This is a genomic window from Mycobacterium sp. Aquia_216 (genome assembly GCF_026723865.1).
Lineage (GTDB): Bacteria > Actinomycetota > Actinomycetes > Mycobacteriales > Mycobacteriaceae > Mycobacterium.
Window position 1 is genome coordinate 2,037,571 of sequence record NZ_CP113529.1, and the last position, 25,844, is coordinate 2,063,414.

The 25,844-nt window shown below is 65.0% G+C and carries 24 protein-coding genes, 1 tRNA gene and 1 pseudogene; 14 read left to right on the top strand and 12 right to left on the bottom strand.

Annotation, left to right across the window (positions count from 1 at the left end; genetic code table 11):
- Nucleotides 1-22 precede the first annotated feature (22 nt).
- Complete coding sequence (locus OK015_RS09590; protein WP_268130972.1) at nucleotides 23-649, top strand: GNAT family N-acetyltransferase; 627 nt, start codon at nucleotides 23-25, stop codon at nucleotides 647-649.
- 25 nt (nucleotides 650-674) lie between these two features.
- Complete coding sequence (locus tag OK015_RS09595; RefSeq protein WP_268130973.1) at nucleotides 675-1,733, top strand: hypothetical protein; 1,059 nt, start codon at nucleotides 675-677, stop codon at nucleotides 1,731-1,733.
- A gap of 25 nt (nucleotides 1,734-1,758) precedes the next feature.
- Here OK015_RS09595 and OK015_RS09600 read toward each other — a convergent pair whose 3' ends face one another.
- From OK015_RS09600 to crcB (OK015_RS09610), 3 genes are read right to left on the bottom strand one after another with little or no spacing between them, the layout of a single operon-like run.
- Nucleotides 1,759-2,856, bottom strand: coding sequence for a DUF190 domain-containing protein (locus OK015_RS09600; protein WP_268130974.1), 1,098 nt, complete (start codon nucleotides 2,854-2,856; stop codon nucleotides 1,759-1,761).
- A complete protein-coding gene (crcB, locus tag OK015_RS09605) occupies nucleotides 2,853-3,227 on the bottom strand; it encodes a fluoride efflux transporter CrcB (protein WP_268130975.1) in 375 nt (124 codons plus the stop codon). Before crcB (OK015_RS09605) ends, OK015_RS09600 begins: the two co-directional genes overlap by 4 nt.
- The gene (crcB, locus tag OK015_RS09610; protein WP_268130977.1) at nucleotides 3,224-3,622 is read right to left on the bottom strand and encodes a fluoride efflux transporter CrcB; all 399 of its coding nucleotides are present in this window, start codon (nucleotides 3,620-3,622) and stop codon (nucleotides 3,224-3,226) included. Before crcB (OK015_RS09610) ends, crcB (OK015_RS09605) begins: the two co-directional genes overlap by 4 nt.
- 80 nt (nucleotides 3,623-3,702) lie before the next feature.
- Between crcB (OK015_RS09610) and pgm the strand changes: the two genes are divergently transcribed.
- The 6 genes from pgm to OK015_RS09640 all read left to right on the top strand — a co-directional run bounded on the left by pgm (nucleotide 3,703) and on the right by OK015_RS09640 (nucleotide 10,600).
- On the top strand, nucleotides 3,703-5,334 hold the full coding sequence (gene pgm, locus OK015_RS09615) for a phosphoglucomutase (alpha-D-glucose-1,6-bisphosphate-dependent) (RefSeq protein ID WP_268130979.1): 1,632 nt from the start codon (nucleotides 3,703-3,705) through the stop codon (nucleotides 5,332-5,334).
- Nucleotides 5,335-5,426: 92 nt separating this feature from the next.
- A complete protein-coding gene (locus OK015_RS09620) occupies nucleotides 5,427-6,596 on the top strand; it encodes an MFS transporter (protein ID WP_268132578.1) in 1,170 nt (389 codons plus the stop codon).
- A 53-nt stretch (nucleotides 6,597-6,649) separates the two neighbouring features.
- Nucleotides 6,650-6,722, top strand: a tRNA-Ala gene (locus OK015_RS09625).
- Between the two features lie 232 nt (nucleotides 6,723-6,954).
- The gene (locus OK015_RS09630; protein WP_268130981.1) at nucleotides 6,955-8,088 is read left to right on the top strand and encodes a glycosyltransferase; all 1,134 of its coding nucleotides are present in this window, start codon (nucleotides 6,955-6,957) and stop codon (nucleotides 8,086-8,088) included.
- Nucleotides 8,085-9,107: a glycosyltransferase gene (locus OK015_RS09635; protein WP_268130983.1), complete on the top strand. Its 1,023-nt coding sequence runs from the start codon at nucleotides 8,085-8,087 to the stop codon at nucleotides 9,105-9,107. The genes OK015_RS09630 and OK015_RS09635 overlap by 4 nt, the downstream gene beginning before the upstream one ends.
- Entirely contained in the window at nucleotides 9,104-10,600 is a 1,497-nt protein-coding gene (locus tag OK015_RS09640) for a glycoside hydrolase family 130 protein (RefSeq protein WP_442791229.1), read from the top strand. Before OK015_RS09635 ends, OK015_RS09640 begins: the two co-directional genes overlap by 4 nt.
- 157 nt (nucleotides 10,601-10,757) lie before the next feature.
- Here the strand turns inward: OK015_RS09640 and OK015_RS09645 are convergent, their stop codons facing one another.
- The 4 genes from OK015_RS09645 to OK015_RS09660 all read right to left on the bottom strand — a co-directional run bounded on the left by OK015_RS09645 (nucleotide 10,758) and on the right by OK015_RS09660 (nucleotide 14,888).
- Nucleotides 10,758-11,732, bottom strand: coding sequence for a PPE family protein (locus tag OK015_RS09645; RefSeq protein ID WP_268130987.1), 975 nt, complete (start codon nucleotides 11,730-11,732; stop codon nucleotides 10,758-10,760).
- Nucleotides 11,733-11,813: 81 nt separating this feature from the next.
- The gene (locus OK015_RS09650; protein ID WP_268130989.1) at nucleotides 11,814-12,182 is read right to left on the bottom strand and encodes a DUF732 domain-containing protein; all 369 of its coding nucleotides are present in this window, start codon (nucleotides 12,180-12,182) and stop codon (nucleotides 11,814-11,816) included.
- A gap of 61 nt (nucleotides 12,183-12,243) precedes the next feature.
- Entirely contained in the window at nucleotides 12,244-13,611 is a 1,368-nt protein-coding gene (locus tag OK015_RS09655) for a PPE family protein (RefSeq protein ID WP_268130990.1), read from the bottom strand.
- A 14-nt stretch (nucleotides 13,612-13,625) separates the two neighbouring features.
- Nucleotides 13,626-14,888: a PPE family protein gene (locus OK015_RS09660; RefSeq protein ID WP_268130991.1), complete on the bottom strand. Its 1,263-nt coding sequence runs from the start codon at nucleotides 14,886-14,888 to the stop codon at nucleotides 13,626-13,628.
- 1,163 nt (nucleotides 14,889-16,051) lie between these two features.
- Here OK015_RS09660 and OK015_RS09665 point away from each other — a divergent pair.
- Complete coding sequence (locus OK015_RS09665; protein ID WP_268130993.1) at nucleotides 16,052-16,942, top strand: DUF1295 domain-containing protein; 891 nt, start codon at nucleotides 16,052-16,054, stop codon at nucleotides 16,940-16,942.
- Nucleotides 16,943-17,107: 165 nt separating this feature from the next.
- On the opposite strand, the gene OK015_RS09670 is transcribed toward OK015_RS09665, so the two are convergent.
- Nucleotides 17,108-17,875, bottom strand: a complete 768-nt coding sequence (locus OK015_RS09670; RefSeq protein WP_268130995.1) for a pyridoxamine 5'-phosphate oxidase family protein — start codon at nucleotides 17,873-17,875, stop codon at nucleotides 17,108-17,110.
- A gap of 213 nt (nucleotides 17,876-18,088) precedes the next feature.
- The gene (locus OK015_RS09675; RefSeq protein ID WP_268130997.1) at nucleotides 18,089-18,274 is read right to left on the bottom strand and encodes a hypothetical protein; all 186 of its coding nucleotides are present in this window, start codon (nucleotides 18,272-18,274) and stop codon (nucleotides 18,089-18,091) included.
- 188 nt (nucleotides 18,275-18,462) lie between these two features.
- On the opposite strand from OK015_RS09675, the gene OK015_RS09680 reads away from it, so the two are divergent.
- The 4 genes from OK015_RS09680 to OK015_RS09695 all read left to right on the top strand — a co-directional run bounded on the left by OK015_RS09680 (nucleotide 18,463) and on the right by OK015_RS09695 (nucleotide 20,765).
- On the top strand, nucleotides 18,463-19,341 hold the full coding sequence (locus tag OK015_RS09680; RefSeq protein ID WP_268130998.1) for an HpcH/HpaI aldolase/citrate lyase family protein: 879 nt from the start codon (nucleotides 18,463-18,465) through the stop codon (nucleotides 19,339-19,341).
- Nucleotides 19,338-20,144, top strand: a complete 807-nt coding sequence (locus tag OK015_RS09685) for an SDR family oxidoreductase (protein ID WP_268130999.1) — start codon at nucleotides 19,338-19,340, stop codon at nucleotides 20,142-20,144. The genes OK015_RS09680 and OK015_RS09685 overlap by 4 nt, the downstream gene beginning before the upstream one ends.
- Nucleotides 20,145-20,186: 42 nt before the next feature.
- Entirely contained in the window at nucleotides 20,187-20,363 is a 177-nt protein-coding gene (locus OK015_RS29240; RefSeq protein ID WP_442791285.1) for a hypothetical protein, read from the top strand.
- A 195-nt stretch (nucleotides 20,364-20,558) separates the two neighbouring features.
- Nucleotides 20,559-20,765, top strand: coding sequence for a long chain fatty acid-CoA synthetase Faa4p (locus OK015_RS09695; protein WP_268131001.1), 207 nt, complete (start codon nucleotides 20,559-20,561; stop codon nucleotides 20,763-20,765).
- Between the two features lie 226 nt (nucleotides 20,766-20,991).
- Here the strand turns inward: OK015_RS09695 and OK015_RS09700 are convergent, their stop codons facing one another.
- Entirely contained in the window at nucleotides 20,992-23,427 is a 2,436-nt protein-coding gene (locus OK015_RS09700) for a glycogen/starch/alpha-glucan phosphorylase (RefSeq protein ID WP_268132580.1), read from the bottom strand.
- Between the two features lie 384 nt (nucleotides 23,428-23,811).
- Here OK015_RS09700 and OK015_RS09705 point away from each other — a divergent pair.
- Nucleotides 23,812-24,074, top strand: a pseudogene (locus tag OK015_RS09705) (MFS transporter); the annotation flags it as partial.
- 241 nt (nucleotides 24,075-24,315) lie between these two features.
- Here OK015_RS09705 and OK015_RS09710 read toward each other — a convergent pair.
- Together OK015_RS09710 and OK015_RS09715 are read right to left on the bottom strand one after the other, a co-directional pair.
- Complete coding sequence (locus tag OK015_RS09710; RefSeq protein WP_268131003.1) at nucleotides 24,316-25,332, bottom strand: NAD(P)/FAD-dependent oxidoreductase; 1,017 nt, start codon at nucleotides 25,330-25,332, stop codon at nucleotides 24,316-24,318.
- On the bottom strand, nucleotides 25,329-25,838 hold the full coding sequence (locus tag OK015_RS09715) for an isoprenylcysteine carboxyl methyltransferase family protein (protein ID WP_268131005.1): 510 nt from the start codon (nucleotides 25,836-25,838) through the stop codon (nucleotides 25,329-25,331). The genes OK015_RS09710 and OK015_RS09715 overlap by 4 nt, the downstream gene beginning before the upstream one ends.
- Nucleotides 25,839-25,844: the final 6 nt, after the last annotated feature.

Here is a 25,844-nt window from a genome sequence, read left to right on the forward strand (position 1 = left end):
GGGGGTAGGCTCCCCGGTTGACATGAATGACCCAGAAGTGATCCTGCCCCGGCAACTCGCCGACATCAGCGCCGAGGTCCAGGATGTCGCGCCGCCGCCGATACCGCAACTGCCCGAGCCGTACGGGTTGCGTCTCGCTGACCCGGACACTGACGCCGAGCTGATCTCCGAGTGGATGAACCGGCCGCACCTGGCCGAATCGTGGGAGTATCCCTGGCCGCCCGAGCGCTGGCGCCGCTACCTGCGTGCGCAACTCGAGAGCAGCTTCTCCCGCCCCTTCGTGGCCAGCTTGGACGGGGTCGACCACGGATACCTCGAACTCTATAGGGCGGCAAAGGATTCCATCGCGACGAGATATGATTATCACCCCCACGACTTGGGCCTGCACGTCGCGGTAGCCGATGTGGAGTACATGAGTCAGGGGCATGTCAGCTACTTGCTGCCGCATCTATTGGTCAGCGTGTTCACGCTGGATCCGCAGTGTCGCCGGATCATGCTCGATCCCGACCATCGCAACGTGTTGGCGCGCAAGTTCTGTGAGCGTGGCGGGCTCGTATTCCTCGGCGAGCACGAGATGTCCAACCGGCGGATGGCGCTGTATGTGTTGCCCCGCACGCCCGACGACGTCCCCCGGCCCCGCGAGATCTGATCTGTCTCTGCGAAAGTAAGTAGCCATGTGGGCTCGGCTTGTGGTGGCGCCATGGTGGGTGCTCTGGCTGGTGAATGCGACGACGTTCACGGTCACGGTATTCGCGATTTGTGTGTTGGGGTTCCCCGGCTTTGCGGCCTCTGGCTGGACCTGGCCTGTGCTGTCGGTGCTGGGATTCAGCTTCGTCATAACCGCGCTGATGACCATTGCCCGGCGTCCCATGCAGCAAAGCTATGCGCGGACGGTCGACGGACTGACCCTGCCGCAACGCTCGCAAGCGATCAACGCGCTGCGCCGCGGTAAGGTTCCCTCCGATCCGCCGGTTTTGGCGGCCGCCATCCGCATTGGGAACCTCACGATGGCTTACCGGCGTCGGGTGCCGCGGTGGCAGAAAAGGCTCGCATGGTGCGTGCCGGTTCTGTGGGTAATGGCAGGGGTTCTGGCATTCGTCGGCAACAACGCACGAGGCGGGCTGACCTGGGGTGTGCTGGCCCTGTGGATCGCGGCTCGACTGGCGTGGGCCTCGCACAAAGCACGCCGGCTACCGGGACACCTCGAGCTACTCCGTTCGGCGGCCGACTCCAGCCCGCAGGCGCTCTGCGCGCTGGCCGACGCGCACGATTCCACCGCCCCGCCGCCAAGCCTGCGGTTTCGGCTGGCCGTTGCGGTAGTCGTCGCCGTTGCCGTCGCCGGCGGAATTGTCGGGGTGTATCTGCGGGCACGGCCCAGCCGGGACTGCCGCACCGCCGACGCGGTGGTGGGCTTCATCCACGCGCATCCCGACATGCTCGATTCCACGCTGATTACTCCCGGCGGCCCAGGTCTGGACAAGTACCAGGACTGGTCAGATCAGCTCGGCGCCTACTCGCGTCAGGCGTCGGGGCCCGATCTCGCGCCGCACCTGCACCGCATCGCCGGGCTCTCCGCAAGTGCGCTAGCGCTGGTGACCGACGCGCGACGCGACTCGTTTGCAACCCTGCCCACCGACGAAATACTTGCCCGGCAAACTGATTACCACGGAATCATCGGCCAGCTGATCGATGAGGACAAGGCCCTCATTCCGCCGTGTCATCCACGCCGCTAAGCGATTGTACGCCAACAGGTTCGGCTCAGTAGTCATGCTCTGCCAGTGAGATGTCCCCGACGTGTCGCGTTTCGTCGAGCGACAAGACTGCCGGAACCATTTCACTGGTGACCAGCCCGTGGCGACCGGTCAGCTCGTCGACGACATCGAAACTGCGCGCGATCGACTCCGGCGTGTCGACGATGATCGTTGTCACCGGGACTCCTCGCGCGAGCTGAAACAGCTTGTCCCCGTGGGGTTTATGGTCACCGTGAAATCCCCACATGCCGCGCAGCACCGTCGCCCCGCGGGCTGTGCCCGAATGCAGCAGTCGCTGCACGAGTGCACGATGGATCGGCAGCTGATCGTGCCGGGTGGTTTCGGCGGTGTACACCATCAGCTTTTGCCACAAGGTGCGCCCGTGGCCGTCCGTCATCGGCAGCTGTTGAGGGCGGGCGAACATCTCGCCGTCGCGTTTGCACAATCGCACCCGTTCGACCGTCAGCAGCGGCTCGGCCAATATCTCGGCTAGTTCCGTTGTGGCAGCGGTGATTTGCTCAGTCGACCCGATGCCGATGATCATCATCGGGACGTTGGCATTGCGGCTGAAGAACCGCGCCCGGCAGCGCTGTCCATGGGCCGTGCCGTCGACGCCGAGAAGCGCTATGGCACCGGCAAATCCGTGCCGATACAGCAGATCGCAGACCGCGTAGTACGCCGCCTTCCCGGCGATGCGCTCTTGGCGACCGACATACACGGTCAGTTTCGCGGCGTCTCCGTTGTGTGCGTCGAGGTCACCGAGCGCGTCCGCGCCCCGTTGCCGGGTGAAGAGTCGAGCCCGCTCCAGCGTCAGCAGCCCGCGGCCGGTCAACGCGGCGACGTCGTCGACCAGGGAGCGGATCTTTGGCTCCACGTCGACCGCGGCGATCGCGATCGCTGGATCCTCGGACAGGCTCAACGACACATCGGTGCGCAGCTCCTGGCTCGCCCCGAAACTGGCGATACCGCGCAGCATCACGCTGGTCGCGACGTCGTTGGCGCCGAACACATCGAACATCGCATCGGCCAGAAAGCGCCCGTCGTCACCGACGGCGCGTTGGCGCTCACCGAAGTACGCGGTCAACTTCAAGCAGGGCTGGTTCATAGCTGATCCGCCAGCCATTGTCCGAGCACTACCGCGCCAATGCCTAGCACGACGCTGAGCACGACGTTGGCGATTCCCGCCCACATCCGGCGTTCCTCGCCGAGCCGCTGCGTCTCCAGCATCCAGGTGGAGAACGTGGTGTAAGCGCCGACGAACGCGGTGCCGGTCAGTAGGGCGGCGTCCTTGCTCAACGCCAGGCCGCCGAGGAATCCGAGCAACGCTGCGCCGCTGATGTTCACCGCCAGCGTGCCGACCGGAAACGGCCGCGCTATCCGGCGGGTGACCGTGCGATCCACCAGAAAACGCAGCACCGAGCCGATGCCGCCGATCAGCGCGACGCCCACCCAGACCAACACCGTCGTCGCGGTCATGAGCGCACCCGCGCTCGGCGCACCAACGCGGTGGCCAGATGCACGGCCAGCAACCCCAGCAGGATGCTGGTGACGGTGTAGGCCGCCGCCAGCGTCCAGTGGCCGTGTTCGAGCATCTTCACCGTCTCGACCTGCATCGTGGAAAAAGTTGTCAAGCCGCCGCACAGTCCAGTACCCAGCAGCGGCCGTCGGTAGCTCGACAACGGCAACCGTTCCAGCAGGCGGGTGGTGAAGTAGCCCACCAGGAAGGCGCCCACGATATTGACGGTGAACGTCGACCAGGGCCACGCGGCGGGGTCGGGGACCAAGAGGGTGCTCAGCCCGGCACGGGCCAGCGAGCCCAGTGCTCCGCCGGCGAAAACCGCGGCTAACTCGCGATAGTCGGGTTGCGCCACTCGTTGGTTCCCTTTCGTTTGCCAATGCGCTACGCAGCGTAGAGCGACGGGCGCGTCCGACACAGGCACAATCTGTAGACATGGCCAACCCGCGAGCCGGTCAGCCGGCCGAGCCCGAAGACCTCGTCGATCTACCCCATTTAGTCACGGCGTACTACTCCATCCAACCCGACCCCGACGACGTCGCCCAGCAGGTGGCCTTCGGAACCTCGGGCCACCGCGGCTCGGCCCTGGGTGGTGCGTTCAACGAAGCCCACATCTTGGCGATCACCCAGGCCATCGTCGAGTATCGAGCAGCGCACCGCACCACCGGTCCGTTGTTCATCGGCCGGGATACGCACGGTCTCTCCGAGCCGGCATGGGTCACGGCGCTGGAGGTGCTGGCCGCCAACGACGTCGTCGCAATGATCGACTCGGCCGACCGGTATACGCCGACGCCGGCGGTCAGCCACGCCATCCTCACCTACAACCGCGGCCGCACCGAAGCACTGGCCGACGGGATCGTGGTGACGCCGTCACACAACCCGCCGCCCGACGGCGGCTTCAAGTACAACCCGCCCAACGGTGGCCCGGCGGACACCGACGCGACGAACGCAATCGCCAAGCGCTCCAACGAGATACTGCGAGCCGGCGGGTCCGGGGTCAAGCGGGTGCCGTTAGCCCGCGCGCTGCGGACGGCTCGGCGCCACGACTACATGGACGCCTATGTCGCGGACCTGCCGAACGTCGTCGATCTCGATGTGATCCGCAAGGCCGGGGTGCGGATCGGCGCTGATCCGCTCGGCGGGGCGAGCGTCGATTACTGGGGCGCAATCGCCGAACGGCACAACCTCGACTTGACGGTGGTCAATCCGCTGGTCGACGCGACATGGCGATTCATGACGCTCGACCACGACGGCAAGATCCGGATGGACTGCAGCTCCCCGAACGCGATGGCTGGGCTGATCGCCAACCGGGATCGCTACCAGATCGCCACCGGCAATGACGCGGACTCGGATCGCCACGGCATCGTCACTCCCGACGCGGGGTTGATGAATCCCAATCATTATCTGGCCGCGGCCATCGACTACCTCTACACCCATCGGCCGTCCTGGCCGGCCGGCATCGCAGTCGGTAAGACCGCGGTTAGCTCGTCGATCATCGACCGGGTGGTCGCGGGCATCGACCGCAAACTCGTCGAGGTGCCGGTCGGGTTCAAGTGGTTCGTCGACGGCCTGATCGGCGGCACCATCGGGTTCGGTGGCGAGGAGTCGGCGGGGGCGTCGTTCCTGCGGCGCGACGGATCGGTGTGGACCACCGACAAGGACGGCATCACCCTGGCTCTGCTGGCCTCCGAAATCCTGGCCGTCACCGGTGCCACGCCGTCGCAGCGGTATCAAGCGTTGGCCGGCAAGTACGGCACGCCGTACTACGCCCGGGTCGACGCGCCAGCTGACCGCGAGCAGAAGGCGCGGCTGTCCAAATTGTCGGCCGACCAGGTGACGGCGACGGAGTTGGCGGGAGAGCCGATCACCGCCAAGCTGACCGCCGCCCCCGGGAACGGCGCAGCGTTGGGCGGATTGAAGGTGACAACGGCCAATGCGTGGTTTGCTGCGCGGCCTTCGGGCACCGAGGATGTCTACAAGATCTATGCCGAATCCTTCAACGGGCCCGAGCATTTGGCCGAGGTACAAGAAAGCGCGCGCGAGGTAGTCAATAAAGTCATCGGGTGACCTTTACCCTCTGTCGTGCCCGCGCAGGGGGGCGCGGGTCCGATTCCGTTCAGTTGCCGCGCGAAGTTTGGATCCTCAGCTGGGCGAACATCATGGTCGCGCTGGGCTACGGCGTCGTATCGCCGGCGCTACCGACGTTTGCGCGAACTTTCGGGGTCAGCATCAAGGCGGTGACTTTCTTGGTCACCGTCTTTTCGTTGAGTCGGCTGTGCTTTGCACCGGTAAGCGGGTTACTGGCCCAGCGGTTGGGTGAGCGGCGTATCTACATCGGCGGTTTGCTGATCGTGGCATTGTCCACCGCCGCGTGTGCGTTTTCCCAGACTTATTGGCAATTGCTCGTCTTCCGGATTCTCAGCGGCATCGGATCGACAATGTTTTATGTCTCGGCGCTGGGACTGATGATCCACATCAGCCCACCCGACGCGCGTGGGCGGATCGCGGGCCTGTTCACCACCTCATTCATGGTGGGCGCGGTCGGTGGGCCGGCGGTCGGCGGCCTGGCGGCGGGCTGGGGGCTGACCGCTCCTTTCGTCGTCTACGGCGTCGCGCTGCTCGGTGTGGCGGTGGTGTTGTTCTACAGCCTGCGGAATTCGGTGCTGGCCGCGCCGCCGCCGCCGACCCGGTCAACGGTGACAATGCGGGAGGCGCTGCGGGTCCGCGCGTATCGGTCGGCGCTGCTGTCCAATTTTGCGACGGGCTGGGCGGCCTTTGGGCTGCGCATCGCGCTGGTCCCGCTGTTCGTCTCCGACGTGATGGGTGGCAGCGTCGGCGTCATCGGCTGGGTGCTCGCGGCGTTCGCGGGCGGTAATGCGCTGGCTGTCGTCCCCAGCGGCTACCTATCTGACCGGATGGGACGGCGCACGCTGTTGATCATCGGCCTGACGGCGTCCGGGCTGGCGACCGTCTGGCTTGGCCTCGTGTCGTCGCTGCCGGCGTTTACGGTCGCGGCGTTTGTGAGCGGTGCGACGACGGGCATCTTCATGTCGCCGCTGCAGGCCGCGGTCGCCGACATCCTGGGCAGTGAGGCCCGGGCGGGCCTTCCGGTCGCGGCGGTGCAGATGGTGACGGACCTGGGCGCCATCGTCGGGTCACTGGCGGTTGGTTGGGTCGCCGAGCAGCTGAACTTCGGCTGGGGCTTCACCATCAGCGGGATCGTGCTGCTGATCGCTGCCGTCGGCTGGGCGGTATCGCCGGAAACAAGGACGATGATCGATCCGGCGCCGGATTTCGTACCGTCTGAGCCGGACCTGGATGCCGCCTGACCAGCAACTTTGAACGACAGTGGCCAGTGGTGTAGCTTCGATTGGCACGACTTGGGGCTATGGCGCAGTTGGTAGCGCACCACACTGGCAGTGTGGGGGTCAGGGGTTCGAATCCCCTTAGCTCCACTTTTTGGACACCGGCACTTCTTCGACCTCAGCGCACCCACGACCACGGCTTTCGGCCGGCGAGGGTGTAGCGTTAGGAGTGCTGGTACGCCCAGTCCATCCGGAATGGCTCAGCTTCTGACGCTGATCTGCCCGAGCATCCGCTCACTCCGGACACACCGTTTTTAACCGTTCAGTCGGGATAATTTTGAATGTTCCATCGTTGTTTCAGCCGTTGATTGCTCCCTTTGGGATGCAACACTTTTCGTACATACCAAGCTTCGGCATCCTCAGCACCTACTCGCCGACGCCATGCGGCCTGGCGACCTTCAGCGCCGCCCTCGCAGGCGGACTGACAGCCAGAGGCGCCAACGTCAATGTCGTGCGCATCGCCGACGGTGACATCTCCGAGGAGCCCAACGTCGCCGGCGAGCTCGTCAACGGCTCGGCTTCGTCCGTAGCGGCAACCTCCGAGCTCCTCAACCAGAGCGACGTCGCCATCATCCAGCACGAGTACGGCATCTATGGCGGTCCCGACGGAGACGAGGTCGTGCAGATCATGGCCCGATTGCGCGTCCCGTCGATCGTCGTCGTCCACACGGTGCTCAAATACCCGACACCACACCAACTTTCGGTGCTCGAATCGGTGATGGTATTGGCCGATCAAGTGATCGTGATGTCGGAGGTGGCCCACCAACGCCTATGCGCAGGCTTCGCCGTCGACCGCCACAAGATCGCCATGATCCCGCACGGCGCGGCACTCCCCAGCACCAACGGCGTGCAGCATCCCGACCGGCCGACCATGTTGACCTGGGGTCTGCTCGGGCCGGGCAAGGGTATCGAGCGGGTCATCGACGCCATGACTTCGCTCAAGAACCTGCCCAACCCGCCTCGGTACATCATCGCCGGCCGCACCCACCCCAAGATCCTCGTCGCGCAGGGGGAAAGGTATCGCGAAGCACTTGTCGCGCAGGCGAAACGCCTCGGCGTCGCCGATTCGGTGTCTTTCGACGCGGTGTACCGCACCCCCGAAGAGCTCACTGCTTTCCTCCAGACGGCTAGCGTCGTCGTCCTGCCCTACGACTCGGAAGACCAGGTCACCTCCGGTGTGCTGGTCGACTCCGTCGCGAGTGGCCGCCCGATCGTCGCCACCGCTTTCCCACACGCGGTCGAGCTCCTCGGCAGCGGCGCGGGCATCGTCGTCCCTCACGACGATCCCGACGCACTGCTCTCAGCGCTGCGCCGGCTGTTGACCGATCCGCACGTCGCCGAGTCCATGGCTGCCGAAGCCCGCGGACTGGCCCCGGCGATCGCCTGGCCCGTCGTCGCCAACGCCTACGTCGGTGTGGCGCAACGGCTGCTGGCTACTCCGTCAGCGCTGACGTGACCGGCGCCGCGCCCACCCCGGTGTTCGCGCACCTGCTGCGAATGACGGACCATCGCGCCACCTTCGAGCACGCGTGCATGACCGAGCCGCGCCGTGAACACGGGTACTGCACCGACGACATGGCCAGGGTGCTCGCCGTCACCACCCGCGAGCCCGACGCACCCGGCGCCGTGAACGGCCTCGCCCGCAAGGCCCTGCAGTTCTTGAACGACGCCCAGTCGTACAACGGCCCCTGCCGCAACCGGATGGACCAGGCTGGACATTGGACCGACGAGCCCACCACAAACGACCATTGGGGCCGCTGCCTCTGGGGGCTCGGCACCGCCGCCGCCCACAGCGACGTCAGCCTGGTACGCCGACTGGCCGTGATCCAGTTCCAGCGCGCTGCCAAAGCCAGGTCACCGTGGCCCCGGGCGATGGCATTCGCCGCCGTCGGCGCCGCCGAACTACTCCGCTTCGAGCCCGGTAATTCCGCGGGCCTGCGACTCCTCACCGACTACGCCGCCACGGTCGCGAGACCCGAGACCAAGTCCGGCTGGCCATGGCCCGAGCCGAGGCTCACCTACGCGAATGCGATTCTCCCCGAAGCGATGATCGCCGCCGGTGTCGCGCTGGACGATCAGGACCTGAAACAGCGCGGCCTGGATCTGCTGGAGTGGCTGCTGGACCACGAGACGATGGACGGCCACCTGTCGCCCACCCCCGGGGGCGGCCGGGGACCGCAGGATGACCGTCCCGGCTTCGATCAGCAGCCGATCGAGGTGGCCACCCTCGCCGACGCCTGCGCACGCGCCGCAGCCGCCGATCCGCGGGCGCTCTGGCCGGAAGGGATCCGGTCGGCCGTCGCCTGGTTCCAGGGCGCCAATGACTCCGGATTGCTCATGTGGGACACGGAGACCGGTGCTGGTTTCGATGGCTTGCTCGCCGAGTGCGTCAACCTCAACCAGGGTGCCGAATCGACCCTCGCGGTGATCTCCACTCTGCAGCACGCGCAACGCTTTTCGCCGGTCCTGCAATGACTTTGATGCGGACCGGGCTCGTCAGCCGCGAACCTCACCGGGTCGCGGCCAATCCGGGACGGGTGATCACCAGGCTCTTCGTGCCCGGCCAGGAGGGCTTCGAGCTGCAGGAGTCACGAGCGGGAGTGGTGCTCAAGCGCATCCTCGCGCTGACCGACGAAGACGTCCGTTCGGCCTTGGACGACGTCATCGTCCGCTTCGACGGACGCCACCGTGACCTCGCGGGCACGTTCCGTCGACACGCCCACGAGCTCGCCGACCGCCTGGATCCCGACATCCAGCTCTCTGATGCGCGAATACTGTTGCTGGGAGCGACCTTTACCAGCGAGTACGCCATCGAGGGGGCGGCGCTGTGCAACCCCAGCATTGTGGCCCACCCCGATCAGACCGGCACCGCGGCAGGCAGCCTGCGATTCGTGATGAGCGTACGCGGGATCGGGGAAGGGCACCGCTCGTCCATCGGATTCCGCACCGGTGTCGTCGACGCCGCGGGCCGGGCCACGATCGACGAGCCGGTCCCCTTCGCGACCACCGGAAGCATCTCGGGCGCATTGCTCGACGCCGCGGTGTTCCGTGGCGAACTCGGTCGCATTGGCAATGCCGGCGAGGCCGCGAACTACGTCTTCGATGCGCTCGGCGACCGCTTCACGCGATCCGACCTCGACGAGCGGCTTGACAGTCTCCGGGCCAACCTGAGCACTCGCGGACACGGTGAGCGCGCGGTCGCCCTGATCCGCACGATCGCCGCGCGGTTCTACGCCGTCGAATTCCAGAGCGACGTAACGGTTTCCGAACGCGTGCTGTGGCCGTCGATGGAGGCAGAGCAGGCGGGTATGGAGGACGCCCGCTTCGTTCGCTTCGTCGACGACGACGGCTCGGTCACCTTCTACGCCACCTACACGGCCTACAGCGGATCCCATATCAGCCAACAACTGCTCAAGACCAAGGATTTCCAGTCCTTCACGTCCGGGCCGCTCGTCGGGAAAGCCGCGGCAAACAAGGGTTTAGCCTTGTTTCCCCGACGAATACGCGGTCGCTACGCCGCCATGTCGCGATCGGACCGCGAGACCAACACCGTCGCCTTCGCCGACCATCTGGCGGTCTGGACGAGCGCGTCACCCTGCCAGCAGCCCGCCGAGCCATGGGAAGCGCTGCAACTCGGGAATTGCGGCCCGCCAATCGAAACCGACGCAGGGTGGCTGGTGCTCACCCACGGTGTCGGCCCCATGCGCACCTACAGCATCGGCGCGATTCTGCTTGACCTCGACGATCCGGCCCGGGTGCTTGGCCGGCTACGACGCCCGCTGCTCAGCCCCGTTCAGGACGAACAGGACGGCTACGTGCCCAACGTCGTCTACTCCTGCGGCGCGCTCGTTCACGCCGACACCTTGGTGATCCCCTATGGGATCGCCGACGGCGCCATCGGCATCGCCACCGCGCCACTGCGGAAGTTGCTGGCCACGATCGTCCAGCAACCAGATCGCCCGAGATGAGGTCACGATCGGCACGATGAGAAGGTCCAGCGACAGAACGCATGGCGACGCTTGCCTGGTCTCCCGCCGCTCGTGGCCGTCGCCGGTAACCATGACCACCCGGGCCACGTGCCTGTCACCGCCTGCGCTCACTTGCGATGACGACGCCGTGGGCGGCTCACTGGCTTCGGTCGACCTGACCCGGTTTCGGATCCAGCCCCTCTGGGCGCGGTGTCGACTGACCCCACGCCCGAGGCACCGACAAGGCTCCGATTGATGCGCCGCTACCGAAGCTGACATGGGGCGCCACATCGTTGGTGCGACCCAGACCGGGGCAAAGCGACCACATGGCCGCCGCCTCACTCAACGCCGCAGCCTTATTGAGGGAATTCAGGTGACTGAGTGCGAAGTTGGCTGGTGCCGTGAGTGAAGTCAATTTGGAAAGCGGCGCCGTTACCGACGACAAGGACGCAGCCAAGGTCGTCAACGGTGAGTTCGATAGCGAACCAAGGGCCGAGGGAATAGTCGACATCACTCGGTAGCCGGCCGATGTGATTTCGGGAGCCGCCATCAGCGGCCAGTTACGGCGTGTTTGGACAGCCAGCGCACCTTGGCGCGCAGGCTGAATCGGATCGCTGCTGAGCGGAGGCGAACCGAACGGCGTCAGCTTCGTGGCATCGGCCGAGGCACGGGCGTACGCGTACATGGCGACGGCGTCTTGAACCCACATCCGTTCGTAGTCAGCGTCGATGTCCGCGATGGCCACACTGATTTGGCCGAGGTCGTTCATCTCGGCCAACGAGATACGCTGCAATCGATTGGCCACGATCACGTTGGGTGCCACCATCGCAGCAAGCGCCGAACCATAGGCGCTCGCAGCCGCGTTGGCCTGGATAGCAGTGTGCCGGGCCTGCGCGGCAGTAACGTCAAGCCACGCTATGTAGGGCGCCACGGCTTGAAGTGTCACTCTTGCCGAAACGCCTTGCCATCCCAGAGCCAGCGTGGAGATGAGCGACCTGTAGCCCGCTGCCACGTCATTGAGATGGGCGGCTAGCGCAGCCCAAGCCTTAGCGGCATGCGCCAGTGATCCCGGTCCGGGGCCGGAATGCATTTGCCCGGAACTACTTTCGGGTGGAAGAGTGCCGAAATCCATTGCTAGTCCAGTTCACGAGCTTGGGTCAGTTGTGCTGATACGTCGGGCCCTTCTTCAAGGCTGCGGATGGTATTTGGTAGATCAGCCGCCGCCACTACCTTTGACACTTGATCCCGCAGAACCGTCGAGTTGTCTTGGGCAATAGGACTTTGCCGATATCGTCGCGAACTGGGCAGCGCCGTTGGTCGTCAGTGCGGGGTTGTTGTCCCGCAAGTCGTTCAGGAGCTGAAGACCGGATACGCCTCGAGAAAGTAAGCCGCATACCGCCTTCCCGGCCGCGACCGCTTGGTCAGGGTCCTTGAAGCTGATCCCCACCTTTGATAGATCAGCGATGAAGACTTCATTGTTCTCATCGGTGGCCTCCTCATCCTCGCCAGGTATGGCGTGCGCGGGCGCCGCGATAACAATCCCGCCTAGCAATATGCCCAGAAGTGCGAAAAGCGGTTTCACAAATCCTCCCTCGATGCGTCTCATATTTGTTGCAGCATGTAAGATGCTGTGCCGCAACGCATTATCCCAGCGTGGATCCGGATTGGCCGACCGCGATCTCCTCACCGTCTGTCACGTGCACGGCGTGCACGCCGGGTGTTGTTCTGAGTTTGACGACCAGGTCATCGAGGCCGGCCTCGTCGACATTCCAGTGCTGTACTTGGTCGGGCATCTCCTGCAGTTGGGCGATGATGCGGTCGAGCTTGACCGGCCCCGTGCGGCGCTCGCCGGTGATCGCGCGGGCCTGGATGCCCGTTGAGCTGACGACGCGCGACGCCGGGCCGCCCAGCGCGCCGCCCGCCAGACTGCCCAAGGTCGCCTCGTTGACCAGGCCAGCGGAGATATCCGCCGCGGCAGCCGCAGCCACGCTGGTGGTCGGTAGCGCGGTGGAGGCCAGTCTGATCGCCGGGGTGGCGGTTGCCCAGCTAGGCGGCACCGACAACTTGCCCACCGTCGGCGCGTTGCCCAATACCGCCGAAACGGGCTTGACCGGGACTGCCGCGGCAATATGCCCTGGAGACGCCAGGCCGGCGCCCAACGATGTTTTCGACATCGCGGCGCTCCACGGCGCATAGATGAAGAAGTTTTTCCACTGCGAGATGCCCAGGCTGGAACTGGCGTTGACGACGTTGGTCCACGTCGCCTGAGTGCCGACTTGGCTCATAGCCGAATACAGCGTCTCCCAGAAGGGAGCTATCTCCGTACTCCCCGTGGCCCCCCCGATCAGGCTCTGCCAAAACTGGGTGTATTGACCGGTGAGCGAGGTGATGTAGTCCTCGAGCTGTTTCAGCCACGACGACAACGACTGCGACTCCGCCGTGGCCGCCGCGGCTGCCTGGGTCACCTGACCGGTGTCATTGGTGGTCGTGGGTGCCTCCTCGAAGGCGGCCAACTCACCGGCGGATTCCGATGCGCTGGCGTAGCTGAACATGGCGGCGACGTCTTGAGCCCACATCTGGCCGTACTCGTCTTCGGTCGCCGCGATCGCCTCGTCGTTTTGCCCCAAGATGTTCGTCTCCAGCAGTGCTGCCAACTGGCTACGATTCGCCGCGACCAGCGCGGGTGGCACGGCGGCCGCGAGGGCAGCCTCGTAGGCGCTGGCCGCGGCCCGGGCCTGGGCGGCAGTCGTCTCGGCTTGGCCCGCCGTGGCCGACATCCACGCCACGTACGGTTCCGCCGCGGCCGCCATGAACTCCGATGACTGACCCTGCCACGATTCGCCGACCAGCTCCGAAATCACCGAACCGTAGGAGGCCGCGGTGGAGTGCAACTCGACGGCCAGCCCTTCCCAGGCCGCGGCGGCGGCCAGCAACGGACCCGCGCCCGGGCCCGTATAGATCTGGGTGGAGATCACCTCCGGTGGTAGCGCTGCGAAATCGCTGAAAACCATTGCCGCACTCTCCCTTATTTCGCGTTCGGCGGTATGACGATGACGGTGGACGTTGTCGCGATGTTGTCGGCAGCCACGGCACCGGGCACCCGAACGGTGGATTTCGCGACGGCACGCGTGGCGGATGCGCCAACGGCACGGCCGGCCAGACTCGACAGAGCCGTCGGCGCGAACATGCCTTGTTGGCCGTTCACGGCCATCGCGGGAGCGGCCTCGAGCATCGTCTCCGGCAGCTCGGAGGCGGCCATCCGGATCGCGGGAACGGCTGATGCCCAGTTCGCCGGCACCGACAACGACCCCACCAAGCCGGCACGGCCCGCCGTCGCCGAAACCGTCCCCGCACTCGACAGCGCAGTCGAGCCGCTCAGCAGATCGCTGTGCAGCAGCGGCGCCAAAACGCCGATGAGTGGCTTCGGGTGAAGTAAGGGCCCAATACCCTGGATCCCGACACCCAGGTTCGGGATGCTGACGGCAATCTGGTACCAGTTCTTCATCAAGTTCGCCACCCCGAGCGGGGTGTACGGTCCGGAGACAGTGCCCATCACACTGTTGAAAGTCTTCAGAATCCCGGTGATGTCCGTCAGGCTCAGCGGGAGCTGAGCCGCCGCCGTCACCGCGTTCGCGTTAACGGCGAGACCTTGGACGCCGAGGGGAGCCTGCGAGACCGCCTCTGACAGTGCAGATTCCACGTCAGAGGCAGCCGATGACTGGAGCGCGGAGGTGACCGCGGCCGACTGGTCGGTCTCCCCATCCGCGTCGGCGGTCGTTGGTGCCGCGGTGAACGGGGCCAGCCTGGTCGCGGTCGCCGAGGAGGCGGCATAGGCGTACATCGCGGCGGCGTCTTGGGCCCACATCTCGGCGTACTGGCCCTCCGTGGCCGCGATCGTCGGAGTGTTCTGACCCAGAACATTGGTCGCAATCAGCGACGCCAACAACGCTCGGTTGGCCGCGATCACCGGCGGCGGGACAGTCGCCGCAAAAACGGCCTCGTAGGCGGTCGCCGCCGCCCTGGCTTGAACCGACGTCTGCTCGGCCTGCACGGCGCTACGGTCAAGCCACGCGATGTAGGGTGCCGCCGCGGCGACCATCGCCGTCGACGAGGACCCGTGCCAGGTGGTTATCAGCTCCGAGATTACCGAACCGTAAGACGCTGCCGTCGAATGTAATTCGGCTGCCAACGCATCCCAGGCAGCGGCGGCGGACAGCAACGGCGCCGACCCGGGGCCCGAATAAATCTTTCCGGAGTTGATCTCCGGCGGTAACGCTCCGAAATCCACTGGCTTCCTCCGCCCCAGCCTGCGATCACCACCGGCCCGCTCGTAACTTCGCCGATAGCGCTGAACGTCAACATTGAGCGACCCTGCGTTCGCCAGCACCGAAGAGATGGTTTGCTGGTAACCAGGCTCATCTCCTCGCATGGAGAAACTATCCGGTCGTGCCGGGAAAAATTTCGATCGACGTCCACCGGTGCCACGCCGTGGCCGCTCTCGGAGGACAGCGCCGTTAGTTGGCGCTTTGGGTAATCCGGAGGACAAAAAACTCTCTACCTGGTGCGAACTCGAATATCAGACATCCCGAGCAGGAACTAAAACTCGGCTCAATGGTCGACGGTCGGCGAATAAAAATCTCGCGATCAAAAATATGAACTCGTGGCTATCGGACCGCGCCGGTCGACGACCCCACCCCGCGCGATCAAACGTCCTCACCCCACGCGCTGCGTGAGGGCGGATAAGACTTGGGCGCCGCCGCACGACCGGATCCAACTCGTCGCAGGAGCACTAAGCGCCGGCCGACAGGCGTTAGCAGTGCGAGTATTGGGCATATAAGCAGTTCAAATGCTATATCAAGCAGAGCTAAGTATTAGTAGAGGTTCGCGAGAAACGATAGATCCAACTGGGCTCCAGTAGTGCAGGGACCGATTGCAGGCCATCGGGGGCTGAGCGACGATCGTGATGTGCGGAGCAAGCGATCGTTCAGCCACTCCTAAATCAGGGCGCACATAGAGCCCCCATATAAAATATGAGGGCTCTATGAATTTAGACTTTTGGATTGCATTTCGGCTGAGTTTGACAGCAAGTATTGGTGGCGATTAGACGCTATAAGCGGTCCCATCAAAGCTCGCTACGTCGAGCGTGCAGGAAGCTGTCGACACTCCGCACATATCCAATTTAAAAATCTATGGAATCCATATGAATTCCTTCTTCGACGAGGCAGAAGGATGTCCTGGGAAGCATCGCGCGCTGCGCGAAGAGGGCATACGGCAGTTTGCTGGTTAAGTAAGTGCGTCGACGCCGGCGCCGCAAGCGACCCAACGCCTCTTCACTAGCGGACCGTACGGCGGAAGATGGAAGTCAAGGCCCTCGGTCGGTAGGCGCGCGGCGGCCGCGACACGCATCACGGCCCAGCACAATCACATTCACCGTCTCGCTAGGCTCCGAGGATGACGACGGTCAGCAAGACCCGGTCCCTGTGGCTTGTCACCGCCGCGTACCTCATCGCCATCGCGCTGGCGGCAGTGTGGCTGACATGGGGCCCGCATACCGGCCAGCTCTGGCTCGACACCCTGATCGCCGACGTGCTGGCGACTCTCGTCGTTTTCGCGTTCAGCCGGGCCTACCGCAACTCCAGTTTCTACGACGCCTACTGGAGTGTTGTTCCGCCGCTGCTGTTGATTTATTGGTGGAGCCAGGTCGCGCCGGCGGTCGACGTATTGCGGTGCTGGCTCTTGGCGATCGTGGTGGTGCTGTGGGCGGTGCGGTTGACCGCGAACTGGGTGTACGCGTTTCCGGGTCTGCACCACGAGGATTGGCGCTACCCGATGTTCAAGCAGCGGGCCGGGCGCTGGGAGATTCTGACGGACCTGGTGGCCATCCATCTGATCCCCACACTGCAGGTCTTTCTGGGCATGGTTCCGGCATACGTCGCGGTGAGCCGGCCCGGCCCGGGCTGGGTGTGGCTCAGCTGGGTCGGCTTCGTCGTCGGCCTGGCCGCGGTGGCGCTGGAATTTGTCGCCGATCTGCAGATGCACCGATTTGTGGCGCAGCGGCGCGGTGATGAGGCGATGGACCGAGGCCTGTGGAGCTGGTCGCGGCACCCGAACTATTTCGGTGAGTTCAGCTTCTGGGTCGCGATCGCGTTCTTCGGTATTGCGGCGGCGCCCAGTGACTGGTGGTGGCTGATCCTCGGGGCGGTCGCGATGCTGGCGATGCTGCTCGGCGCCAGCATTCCGATGATGGAGGAGCGCAGCCTGCAACGCCGGCCGTGCTATCAGAGCGTCATCGACCGGGTGCCGCGGTTCGTGCCGCGTCCGCCACGAAAGGCCAAGGCGTGAAAGGCGACCGAGCGTGCCTTCGCGCGTGGGCGTGAGGCGACTAGCTTCTCGAGTCAAACACGACACGTCACCGGCGAAAGCCGATGCGGGCGTTTGATATTCGCTGACCGTCGGTCTCTACACATTCGCCTCGGACACCTCGCGGCTCATCCAGTCAGCGCCTAGTCACACCGCAACGACGGAGCCGACCGAGAACTCAACGCGACGACCCACGCCGCCGCCGTCGTCGCCGTCCGCGCCCGGGCTCGTCCACCGCACTCGTGCGGTACCGGACAAGTGCAACGTGGCGCCGGTTGCGAAGTCGATGAATAACAGGGCCGCCTCATCGTCGACTGCCAGGTTGCCGAAGCTGTTGAACATGTTGTTGCCCGGGTAATCCGGCCACCATAACCGGCCGGGAGAGTCGACCCGGACAAATCCCGCCGGGCCGCCACGGTGCGACGCATCGCTGCCTCGGGTGGGGTGGGTGGTACCGAGGAAAAACGTGTCCGCTGCCACGATCATCGCTTGATCTGCAGCGGTCAAAGATGTTGTGCGCCGGGGGTTGTCCGACGGGGCGGTGATCGCCGCGGCATCCACCTGGTGCCGGTGGATGTACTGGGGACAATTCCCGTAGGCCTGGTCCACCTGCACGCTCATGCCCATGGTGTCGGCATCGGTGAGAACACCGTTGATCCGCATTCTGCGCCGGGTGGGGAAGTCAATCGCGATCATCCCGACCTGCTGGCCGAGCGGCATCCGCTGTAGGGGATCCCCCTCGCGAGGCACCGCCAGAATCTGCAGTGTGTCGTCGGCGCCGCGCAGAAACCCGGGCTCGGCCGACAACGGCGAGGTCCACAGGACGCCCGCTCGATCGCGTCCGGTCAACGCGGCAAACCGTTGGGATGCGAGAAATTGCGTGGCACCTTTGGACAGCCCGGTCGCATCGAGCATTTTTTCGAGCCGTTTTGCGTGAGTTTCGACACCGGCTCGGCGTTGGGTAGCTACTTCACCTTCGTGAAAACCCGTCATAGTCACGCAAGGATTAACGCTGCCAGGGTTCCCAGGCTTCCCCGGTGCTTTCGCTGTGACTTGGCGCGCCCGAATGGCCCGGCTTAGAACATCGCGCCGAATGCCTATGGCGTAGGCACATTCAACAGTATCGGCTCAGTGCCTCCGGGGCCTGTGGCTGCTTACCGCGTCGTGGATCAGCAGGCCCACCAGCGCCGCAACGCAGAAAGGCACGTACAGCCTGAAGTTGGCGGAGGCGTGCTCGTACAACGCGATGTAGGCGATCGTCACCAGCGCCACCATGGTGAGAAGGATGCCGCGATTAATTTTTTCCGTGCTCATGCTTCGACCTACCTTTTCGGTCGGCACTGCGCCGCGAATATCAGCATAAACCTGTAAACCCGGTTTCTCACCGTCCTATTTCGCGCGTCCGAAAATGATGCGTACTGCGCAACAAAACCGTGGCGATTCCGCAACTCAAGTTGGCACCACTTTCTGGCCGGGCGAGGCGAAAGCTTTACGCTGGCCCCATGGCACCGCCGCCGCGCCCGCGCCGATCCGCTCTCTACCTGCCCGGCAATAAAGATCGAGCACTCGAGAAGGGGAAATCGCTACCCGCCGACGTGCTGATATTCGACCTCGAGGATGCGGTTGGTCCCGACGCCAAAGCCGAGTCCAGAGCGAGGGTGTGCGACGCGGTCTCTTTGGATGGCTATCGACCCCGTGAGGTTGTGGTGCGCATCAACGGCGCAGGCACCGACTGGCACGACGACGACCTGGCCGCCGTGGCGGGTTCGGCCGCCGATGGGGTACTCGTGCCGAAAGTCGAGACGGGTAACGAGGTCCAAGCGCTGGCGGACGCGCTGGACGTGCTCGATGCGCCGCCCTCGTTGCAACTGTGGGTCATGATCGAGACGCCGCGGGCCATCTTGCGGGCCGAGGAGATCGCTGCGGCCAGCGATCGGCTGACGGTGCTGGTGGTCGGCACCAACGACCTGGTGAACGATCTGCACGGCCTGCACGTCCCCGGGCGTGCGCCGGTTGCGCCCGCGCTGTCGCTTGCAGTGTTGGGCGCGAGGGCGGCGGGCAAGGCCATCTTGGACGGCGTATTCAACACCATCGCCGACGAGGCCGGTTTCCGGGCCGAGGCCCGGCAAGGCCGCGAGATGGGTTTTGACGGCAAGACGCTGATCCATCCGTCCCAGGTCGGCCCGGCGAATGAATTGTTCGGCCCATCGGAAAAGGAGTTGGCCGACGCGCGCAAGATCGTCTCGGCATACGAGCAGGCCGAGGCCGCGGGGAACAGTGTCATCACCGTCGATGGCCGCATGATCGAAAGCCTGCACGTGCGCGACGCTCAGCGGATCCTTGTCCTGGCTGACCTCATTTCCGAACTGGAATCCCAATGACCGGCCGCCCGAGCCCATTCCGGGCGGATCTCCTGCACGGGAAGGTGGCGCTGGTAACCGGTGGGGCTACCGGGCTCGGTCTCGAGATCGCGCGGGTATTGGGCAATCACGGCGCTCGCGTGGCGATCTGCAGCCGAAAGGAACCCAATCTTCAAGCTGCCGTTATGACGTTGCGGCAAGAGGGGATTGAGGCCGTTTACGGAGTCTGCGACGTCCGCCGGCACGACGAGGTCACTACCATCGTCGAGGAACTGCTGTCCACCTTCGGTCGACTCGACGTTGTCGTCAACAATGCCGCCGGTAACTTTCCGGTCCCGATCAGCGACCTCAGCCCGAACGGATTCAAAGCGGTGGTCGACATCGACCTAGTGGGAACGTTCAACGTATCCAAAGCGGCGTACGACCTTTGGCTGCGCGATCACGGCGGCGCCGTGGTGAATATCAGCGCGGCGATCCAGTACCGCGGCATGGCTCTGCAAGCGCACGTCGTCTCGGCCAAGGCCGGTGTTGATGCGTTCACCCGTGCCTGTGCGATCGAATGGGGGCCCGACGGGGTCCGAGTCAATGTCGTTGCTCCCGGTGCGATGTCGGGGACCGAGGGGGTCCGGAGAATCGCGGGCGACGACCAACACCGCGCCATCCAAAACCCGCTACGGCGCCCCGGCTCGACCACCGAGGTTGCCGATACGGTGCTGTTCCTGGCCAGCGACGCGGCGTCGTACGTGACGGGAGCGGTACTGGTCGTCGACGGCGGTGGTTGGCTGACGTCCAGCGGCGTGCCGGATTTGCCGGGCTACCAATGACAACCATCGAGTGTGTCCCACGGCGACGCGGCGCGTTATCGGGTGGGCGTTAACCACCATCAAATCCCGGTCGACTGCCCAGGTGGCGCCAAGTTGGTCAGGACGTATCACGGCGACGGTGCGATGCGTGTCGACGCGAGCAGCTCCGCGCTTGAGACCCACGGTTCTTTGGAAAAGACGACGCCGCGCACCGGCTGCAGCGACTCGCCGACGGCGTAGCAGATCTGCCCGGCCGGCACTGATTACGGTCACACAACCGTGAGGTCACCGCCGTGACACCGTCGGCCTCGGCCGATTAGGTGTTTTGCCCTAATACGGATTATTCTTGCGCGCGGCTCATTGTCGACTCAGGAAAAGCAGATGCTTATTCAGCCCACTCTGCGACGGGCACAATCGCCGCGCAGCGCTCAACGTGTGACCTTCCCTAAGATCGGTCAGTGCTTCGACATCGAAGTCACCCGCGAGACCGACGGGTGGCTCGTCCGGATCCCCGAGATCGCTGCGATGGCCCGCACCGGACGCCGCTCGACGATCGAGTTGGTGGCGCGAGAATGCATCGCCACGCGCACCGGCATTCCGATGGGCTACATCAGCGTCTACGTCACGAAAGAGACCGGCTAGTCCCTCTACGGCATGTCGCGCCTGCCGCGACGTACCCGCGGGGCATCAGCGAGCAGTCAACGCACGCCGCGGCCGGGACGTGTCCGCATTCTGGGGCGACGGGCGCGCCGAGTCTCAGGAGCGCACCCGCCGACGTCGACTTCGTCAATCGCGCTGCGACAGCAGTTGCGTCGCCAAGAATCGGCCTCCCGAAACTTTAGACGCCCGCGCCCCTAGCTCGAACGACTCAGATTTTGACCGTTAGCGGCCAGACCTTCCAGATGTCGTCGCAGTACTCTGCGATGGCCCGATCCGATGAGAACTTGCCGCTGCGTGCGGTGTTCAGGATCGACATCTTGGTCCACGACTCCCCGTCCTGCCACGCGGCGCTGACGCGCGCTTGGCATTCCACGTAGGAGGCATAGTCGGCGCACACCAGGAAGGGGTCGTCGTAGCGCAGGTTGTCCACCAGCGGCTTGAACACTTCGGTGTCGCCGTGCGAAAACGTCCCGTCGGCAATCAGATTCAGCACCGCGCCCAGCTCATCGTTGCTGTCGATGTAGTCCGCCGGACGGTAGCCGGTCGCCTTGAGCGCCTCGACCTCGTCGACGGTCAGGCCGAACAGGAAGAAGTTCTCCGCTCCAGCCTCCTCGCGAATCTCGACGTTGGCGCCATCGAGGGTGCCGACCGTCAGGGCGCCGTTGATCATGAACTTCATGTTGCCGGTGCCCGACGCTTCCTTGCCGGCGGTGGAGATCTGCTCGGACACGTTGGCGGCCGGATAGATCAGGTGCGCATTCTGCACGTTGAAGTTCGGGATGAACGCGACTTTCAGGAACTTGTTGACCTCCGGATCGTTGTTGATCGTCTCGCCGACGGCGTTGATCAGCTTGATGATCCGCTTTGCCAAGAAGTAGCCGGGAGCTGCCTTGCCGCCAAAGATGAAGGCCCGCGGAGGAATTGAGAGCTGGGGATTCTGCTTGAGCCGGTAGTACAGCGCGATGATGTGCAGCACGTTGAGATGCTGGCGTTTGTACTCGTGAATGCGCTTGACCTGGATGTCGAAAATCCATTGCGGGTTGAGCTCCACACCGGTCGCCTCGCGGATGAAAGAGGCCAGGCGTGCTTTGTTGTTGCGCTTGATATCGCGCCACTGCTCCCGGAAGGAGGAGTCGTCGACGAAGGGCTCCAGCCCGCGCAGCCTGCCCAGATCGGTCAGCCAACCGTCCCCGATGGTGCGGTCCAGTAGCGCCCGCAGCCCGGGGTTGGACAGCGCGAGGAAGCGTCGCGGCGTCACACCGTTGGTCTTGTTGCTGAACCGCTCCGGCCACATCTCGAAGAAATCTTTGAGCACACTTTCTTTCAGCAGTTCACTGTGGAGGGCGGCGACACCGTTGATGGCGTGGCTGCCGACGGTGGCCAGATGCGCCATCCGGACGTTCTTGGTGCCGTCCTCACCAATCAGCGACATCCGGCGGACGCGGTCCGCGTCGCCGAGGAAGCGGGTCCGCACCTCGTTGAGGAACCGGCGGTTGATCTCGTAGATGATCTCCAGGTGGCGGGGGAGTGACTGGCCGAACATGTCCAGCGGCCACGTCTCGAGCGCTTCCGGCAACAGGGTGTGGTTGGTGTAGGCGAAGGTCGCGACCGTGATGTCCCACGCCTCTTCCCACTCCAGCAGCCGCTCGTCGAGCAGCAACCGCATCAACTCGGCAACCCCGATCGACGGATGAGTGTCGTTGAGCTGCAAGGCGAACCGCTGGGGAAGCTCCCTGATGCCGGCGTCGGCAAGATCATCCATGATGTGCAGCACGTGCTGCAGCGAGCAGGACACGAAGAAGTGCTGCTGCAGCAGACGCAGCCGCTTGCCGGCCTCCGGCTCGTCGTTGGGGTAGAGCACCTTGGTGACCGTCTCCGAGGTGACCTCGTCCTCGACGGCCTTGTAGTAATCGCCGGTGTTGAAGGCATCCAACGCAAACGACTTGACCGCTCGCGCGCTCCACAGCGTGAGCACGTTGCAGGTATTGACGCCATAGCCTTGAATGGGCGTGTCGTAGGCGACGCCTTTGAGCATCAACCCGGGGACCCATCGGGCGCGCTCGCGCCCCGCGTCGTCGGTGTAGCGCTCGACGTGCCCGCCCCACTTGACCAGATAGCTGACGTCGGGTTTGGCGATCTCCCAAGGGTTTCCGCGATCCAGCCAGTTGTCAGTCTGCTCGACCTGCCAGCCGTCGTGGATCTCCTGGTCAAAAATGCCGAATTCATAACGGATGCCATAGCCGATCGCCGGGCGCTCGAGGGTAGCCAGCGAGTCCAGGTAGCACGCGGCGAGCCGGCCGAGGCCGCCGTTGCCCAGTCCCGGCTCTTCCTCGCAGGCCAGCACCTCGTCGAGCTTCTGGCCCATGGCGGCCAGTGCGGACTTCGCCGCGCCCTCTAAGCCCAGGTTCAACAGGTTGTTGCCCAGCTGCGGGCCCATCAGGAATTCCGCCGACAGATAGCAGGTCACCTTGCTGCCGAGATCCAGTGAGGTCTGCGTCGACACCACCCGGCGGTCCTGCATGCGATCGCGCACAGCCAGTGCCAGCGCCCGGTAGTAGTGCTCGGGCCGCAGGGCCGCGGCCGGGCGGCCGATCGAGTAGCGCAGGTGATCGGTGATCGCACGCTGCAGCGCGGGGGCGCCCATCCCGGTGCGAGAGTGCTCGGCCAGGTCGGCGGGCCGCGACGGGGTGACGGACAATCCGTCGGAGGGGGTCTGATCGAGATCGGTCATGGTGAGTCCTACTCCCTAGAGAATGGTGGCAGTATCGCACCGATGTGCCCGGCGCCGCGCAGTTCGTCAGTTTGGCAGCGGTGATTGCACACCAGGCGCGAAAATGACGACCGCGGCGTGAACGCAAGCCCACGTACTGGCGACGAAACGGCGTTGCCCGCGGAGACGAAGAACGCGCGGAATTCTCTGCTGTGGGTCACCCGACGGGCGGTGGAGTCATCAAGCCACGCCAAGTGACATTGGCGTCGGCCGGTGCGCCGGCTCATCACGGCGGCCGTACTCGGCTCGGGTGCGGCTGCCCGGCTCGTGCAAGGTGTCGGGGCGACCGCAATGGTTCCCGTTGATCGACGCCGCAATCATCGATGACGACCGGGGCCGTGCGGTGGGAACCCGGGCCGGCATGTCCGCAGTGACGACAGCACTGGGGCCGTTCATCGGCGGCTGGCTGGTGGACTCGGCGTCGTGGCGCAGTCGGCTCGGCCGGGGCTGTGTACGCGCTGATCGAAATTCCTTCTCGCGGTTGGACGTTCACCACCGTCGCCGTGGTCGTCGTCGGCGTGGATCTCCTCGAGACACAACGGGTCCTTGTATCCGTGGATCCGAGCCGCCCGGATCGTCACGACCTTCCCCTTCTCGGCGACGAAGCATATGGGAAGACTTGAAAGCATTGGGATACAGATACTTTCGACAGTAATCCCATTAGCAAATCATTCCCCGCGTCGTGCGGGCGGTGCGGCACGTGATCCTGAGAATGCCAGCAAACAATCGCACTGGCGACAGCGCATGAGGGACGCGTGAGGTTCAGTGCGCGAGCATGTTGACGACCCCGGCGAAGACGGCCGGCATCGCCGCTGCGGCCGGCACGATGCTCGAGCGCAAGGTTGGATGTGAGCTCGCCTGAAGTAATGCCGCGGTCAGCATGCGGTAGCGCCGCGTCATCTGGCGCCACCGGCGGTCGTAGCTGTCCGCGCGGTCGGCGACCACGCAGTCCACCAGCAGTTCCGCGCCACCGAATGCCAGGCCGAGGCCTTCGCCGGTGAGCGCGTCAACGTAACCCGCGGCATCGCCGACGAGCAGAATACGCCCGGCCGTCCGGCTCGAAACCCGTTGGCGCAGTGGCCCGGCAGCCCGATCCGGTTCGTGCGGCCGGCCTGCTATCCGGTCGCGCAGCGCGGGGAACTCGTCGAGGTGGTCGTCGAATCCGCCGCGACGAGACTTCAACAGCGCGACCCCCACGCAGTCATCGGCGACCGGCGTCACGTAGGCCTCGGCGCCCGGCGCCCAGTGCACCTCGACGTAATCCGACCATGGTGCGATCCGCACATGCCGGCGGATGCCCCAGCGGCGCGGGCCCGGGCTCGGTTGTTCCAGGCCGAGCGATCGGCGGATGGGCGAGTGCAATCCGTCCGCTGCGGCGAGATAGCGGGCCCGCCACGGCCCTGCCTGAACCGAGGTGGCGTCTTGGCCTATCTCGCCGACCTCGTCGTGGCAGATCCGCACGCCCGCAGTCACGGCCACGTCGAGAAGGGCGCCATGTAGCACCGTTCTGCGCACGCCGCGCCCGGCGCCGTGTTTGAACGGCGCCGCAACGTGCCGGTTGCCGTCGCGGTAGCTGATTCCGCGGAACGGCTTGCCGTGCGGATGAACGCCAAGGCTTTCCAAATGCCGCAGGGTGTGCGGCATCAGCCCCTCGCCGCAGGCCTTGTCGATCGGTCCGCTGCGTCGCTCCACGACGACGACCTCCAGGCCGGCTTTGGCGCCGTACACGGCGGTGGCCAGCCCGGCGGGGCCGCCGCCGACGACCAGAAGATCGATCATGTCAGCCTCGCCAGGGCGACGTTTTCGACCTTGATCCGTGCGCGCAACAGCATCGCGTTGAGAATCGTGAACGCGCACGCGGTGATCCACGCGGTGTGGACCAGCGGCAGCGCAATCCCTTCGGTGATCACCGCGAGGTAATTAGGATGAGGCACAAACCGATACGGGCCTCCGGTGATTCGGTCCGCGCCCGGGATGATGATCACCCGGGTGTTCCACTGGCGGTTCAACGTGGTGATGCACCACCAGCGCAGTGCCTGGGCGGTCAGCACGAGCGCGAACATCGGCCAACCCAGCGCCGGAATGAACGGGCGATGCAACGCGATTGGCTCCGCCAAACAGCCCACCAGCAGGCCGGTGTGCAGGGCGATCATCGCCGGATAGTGCCTAGCCCCGAACTCGAGGCCACCGTGGGCCAGGCTCCACGAGCGGTTGCGTTTGGCTTCGGCAAGTTCGGCCAGCCGCTCCACGACGACCGCGCCGATCAACAGCACATACCAAGTCATTGCGGA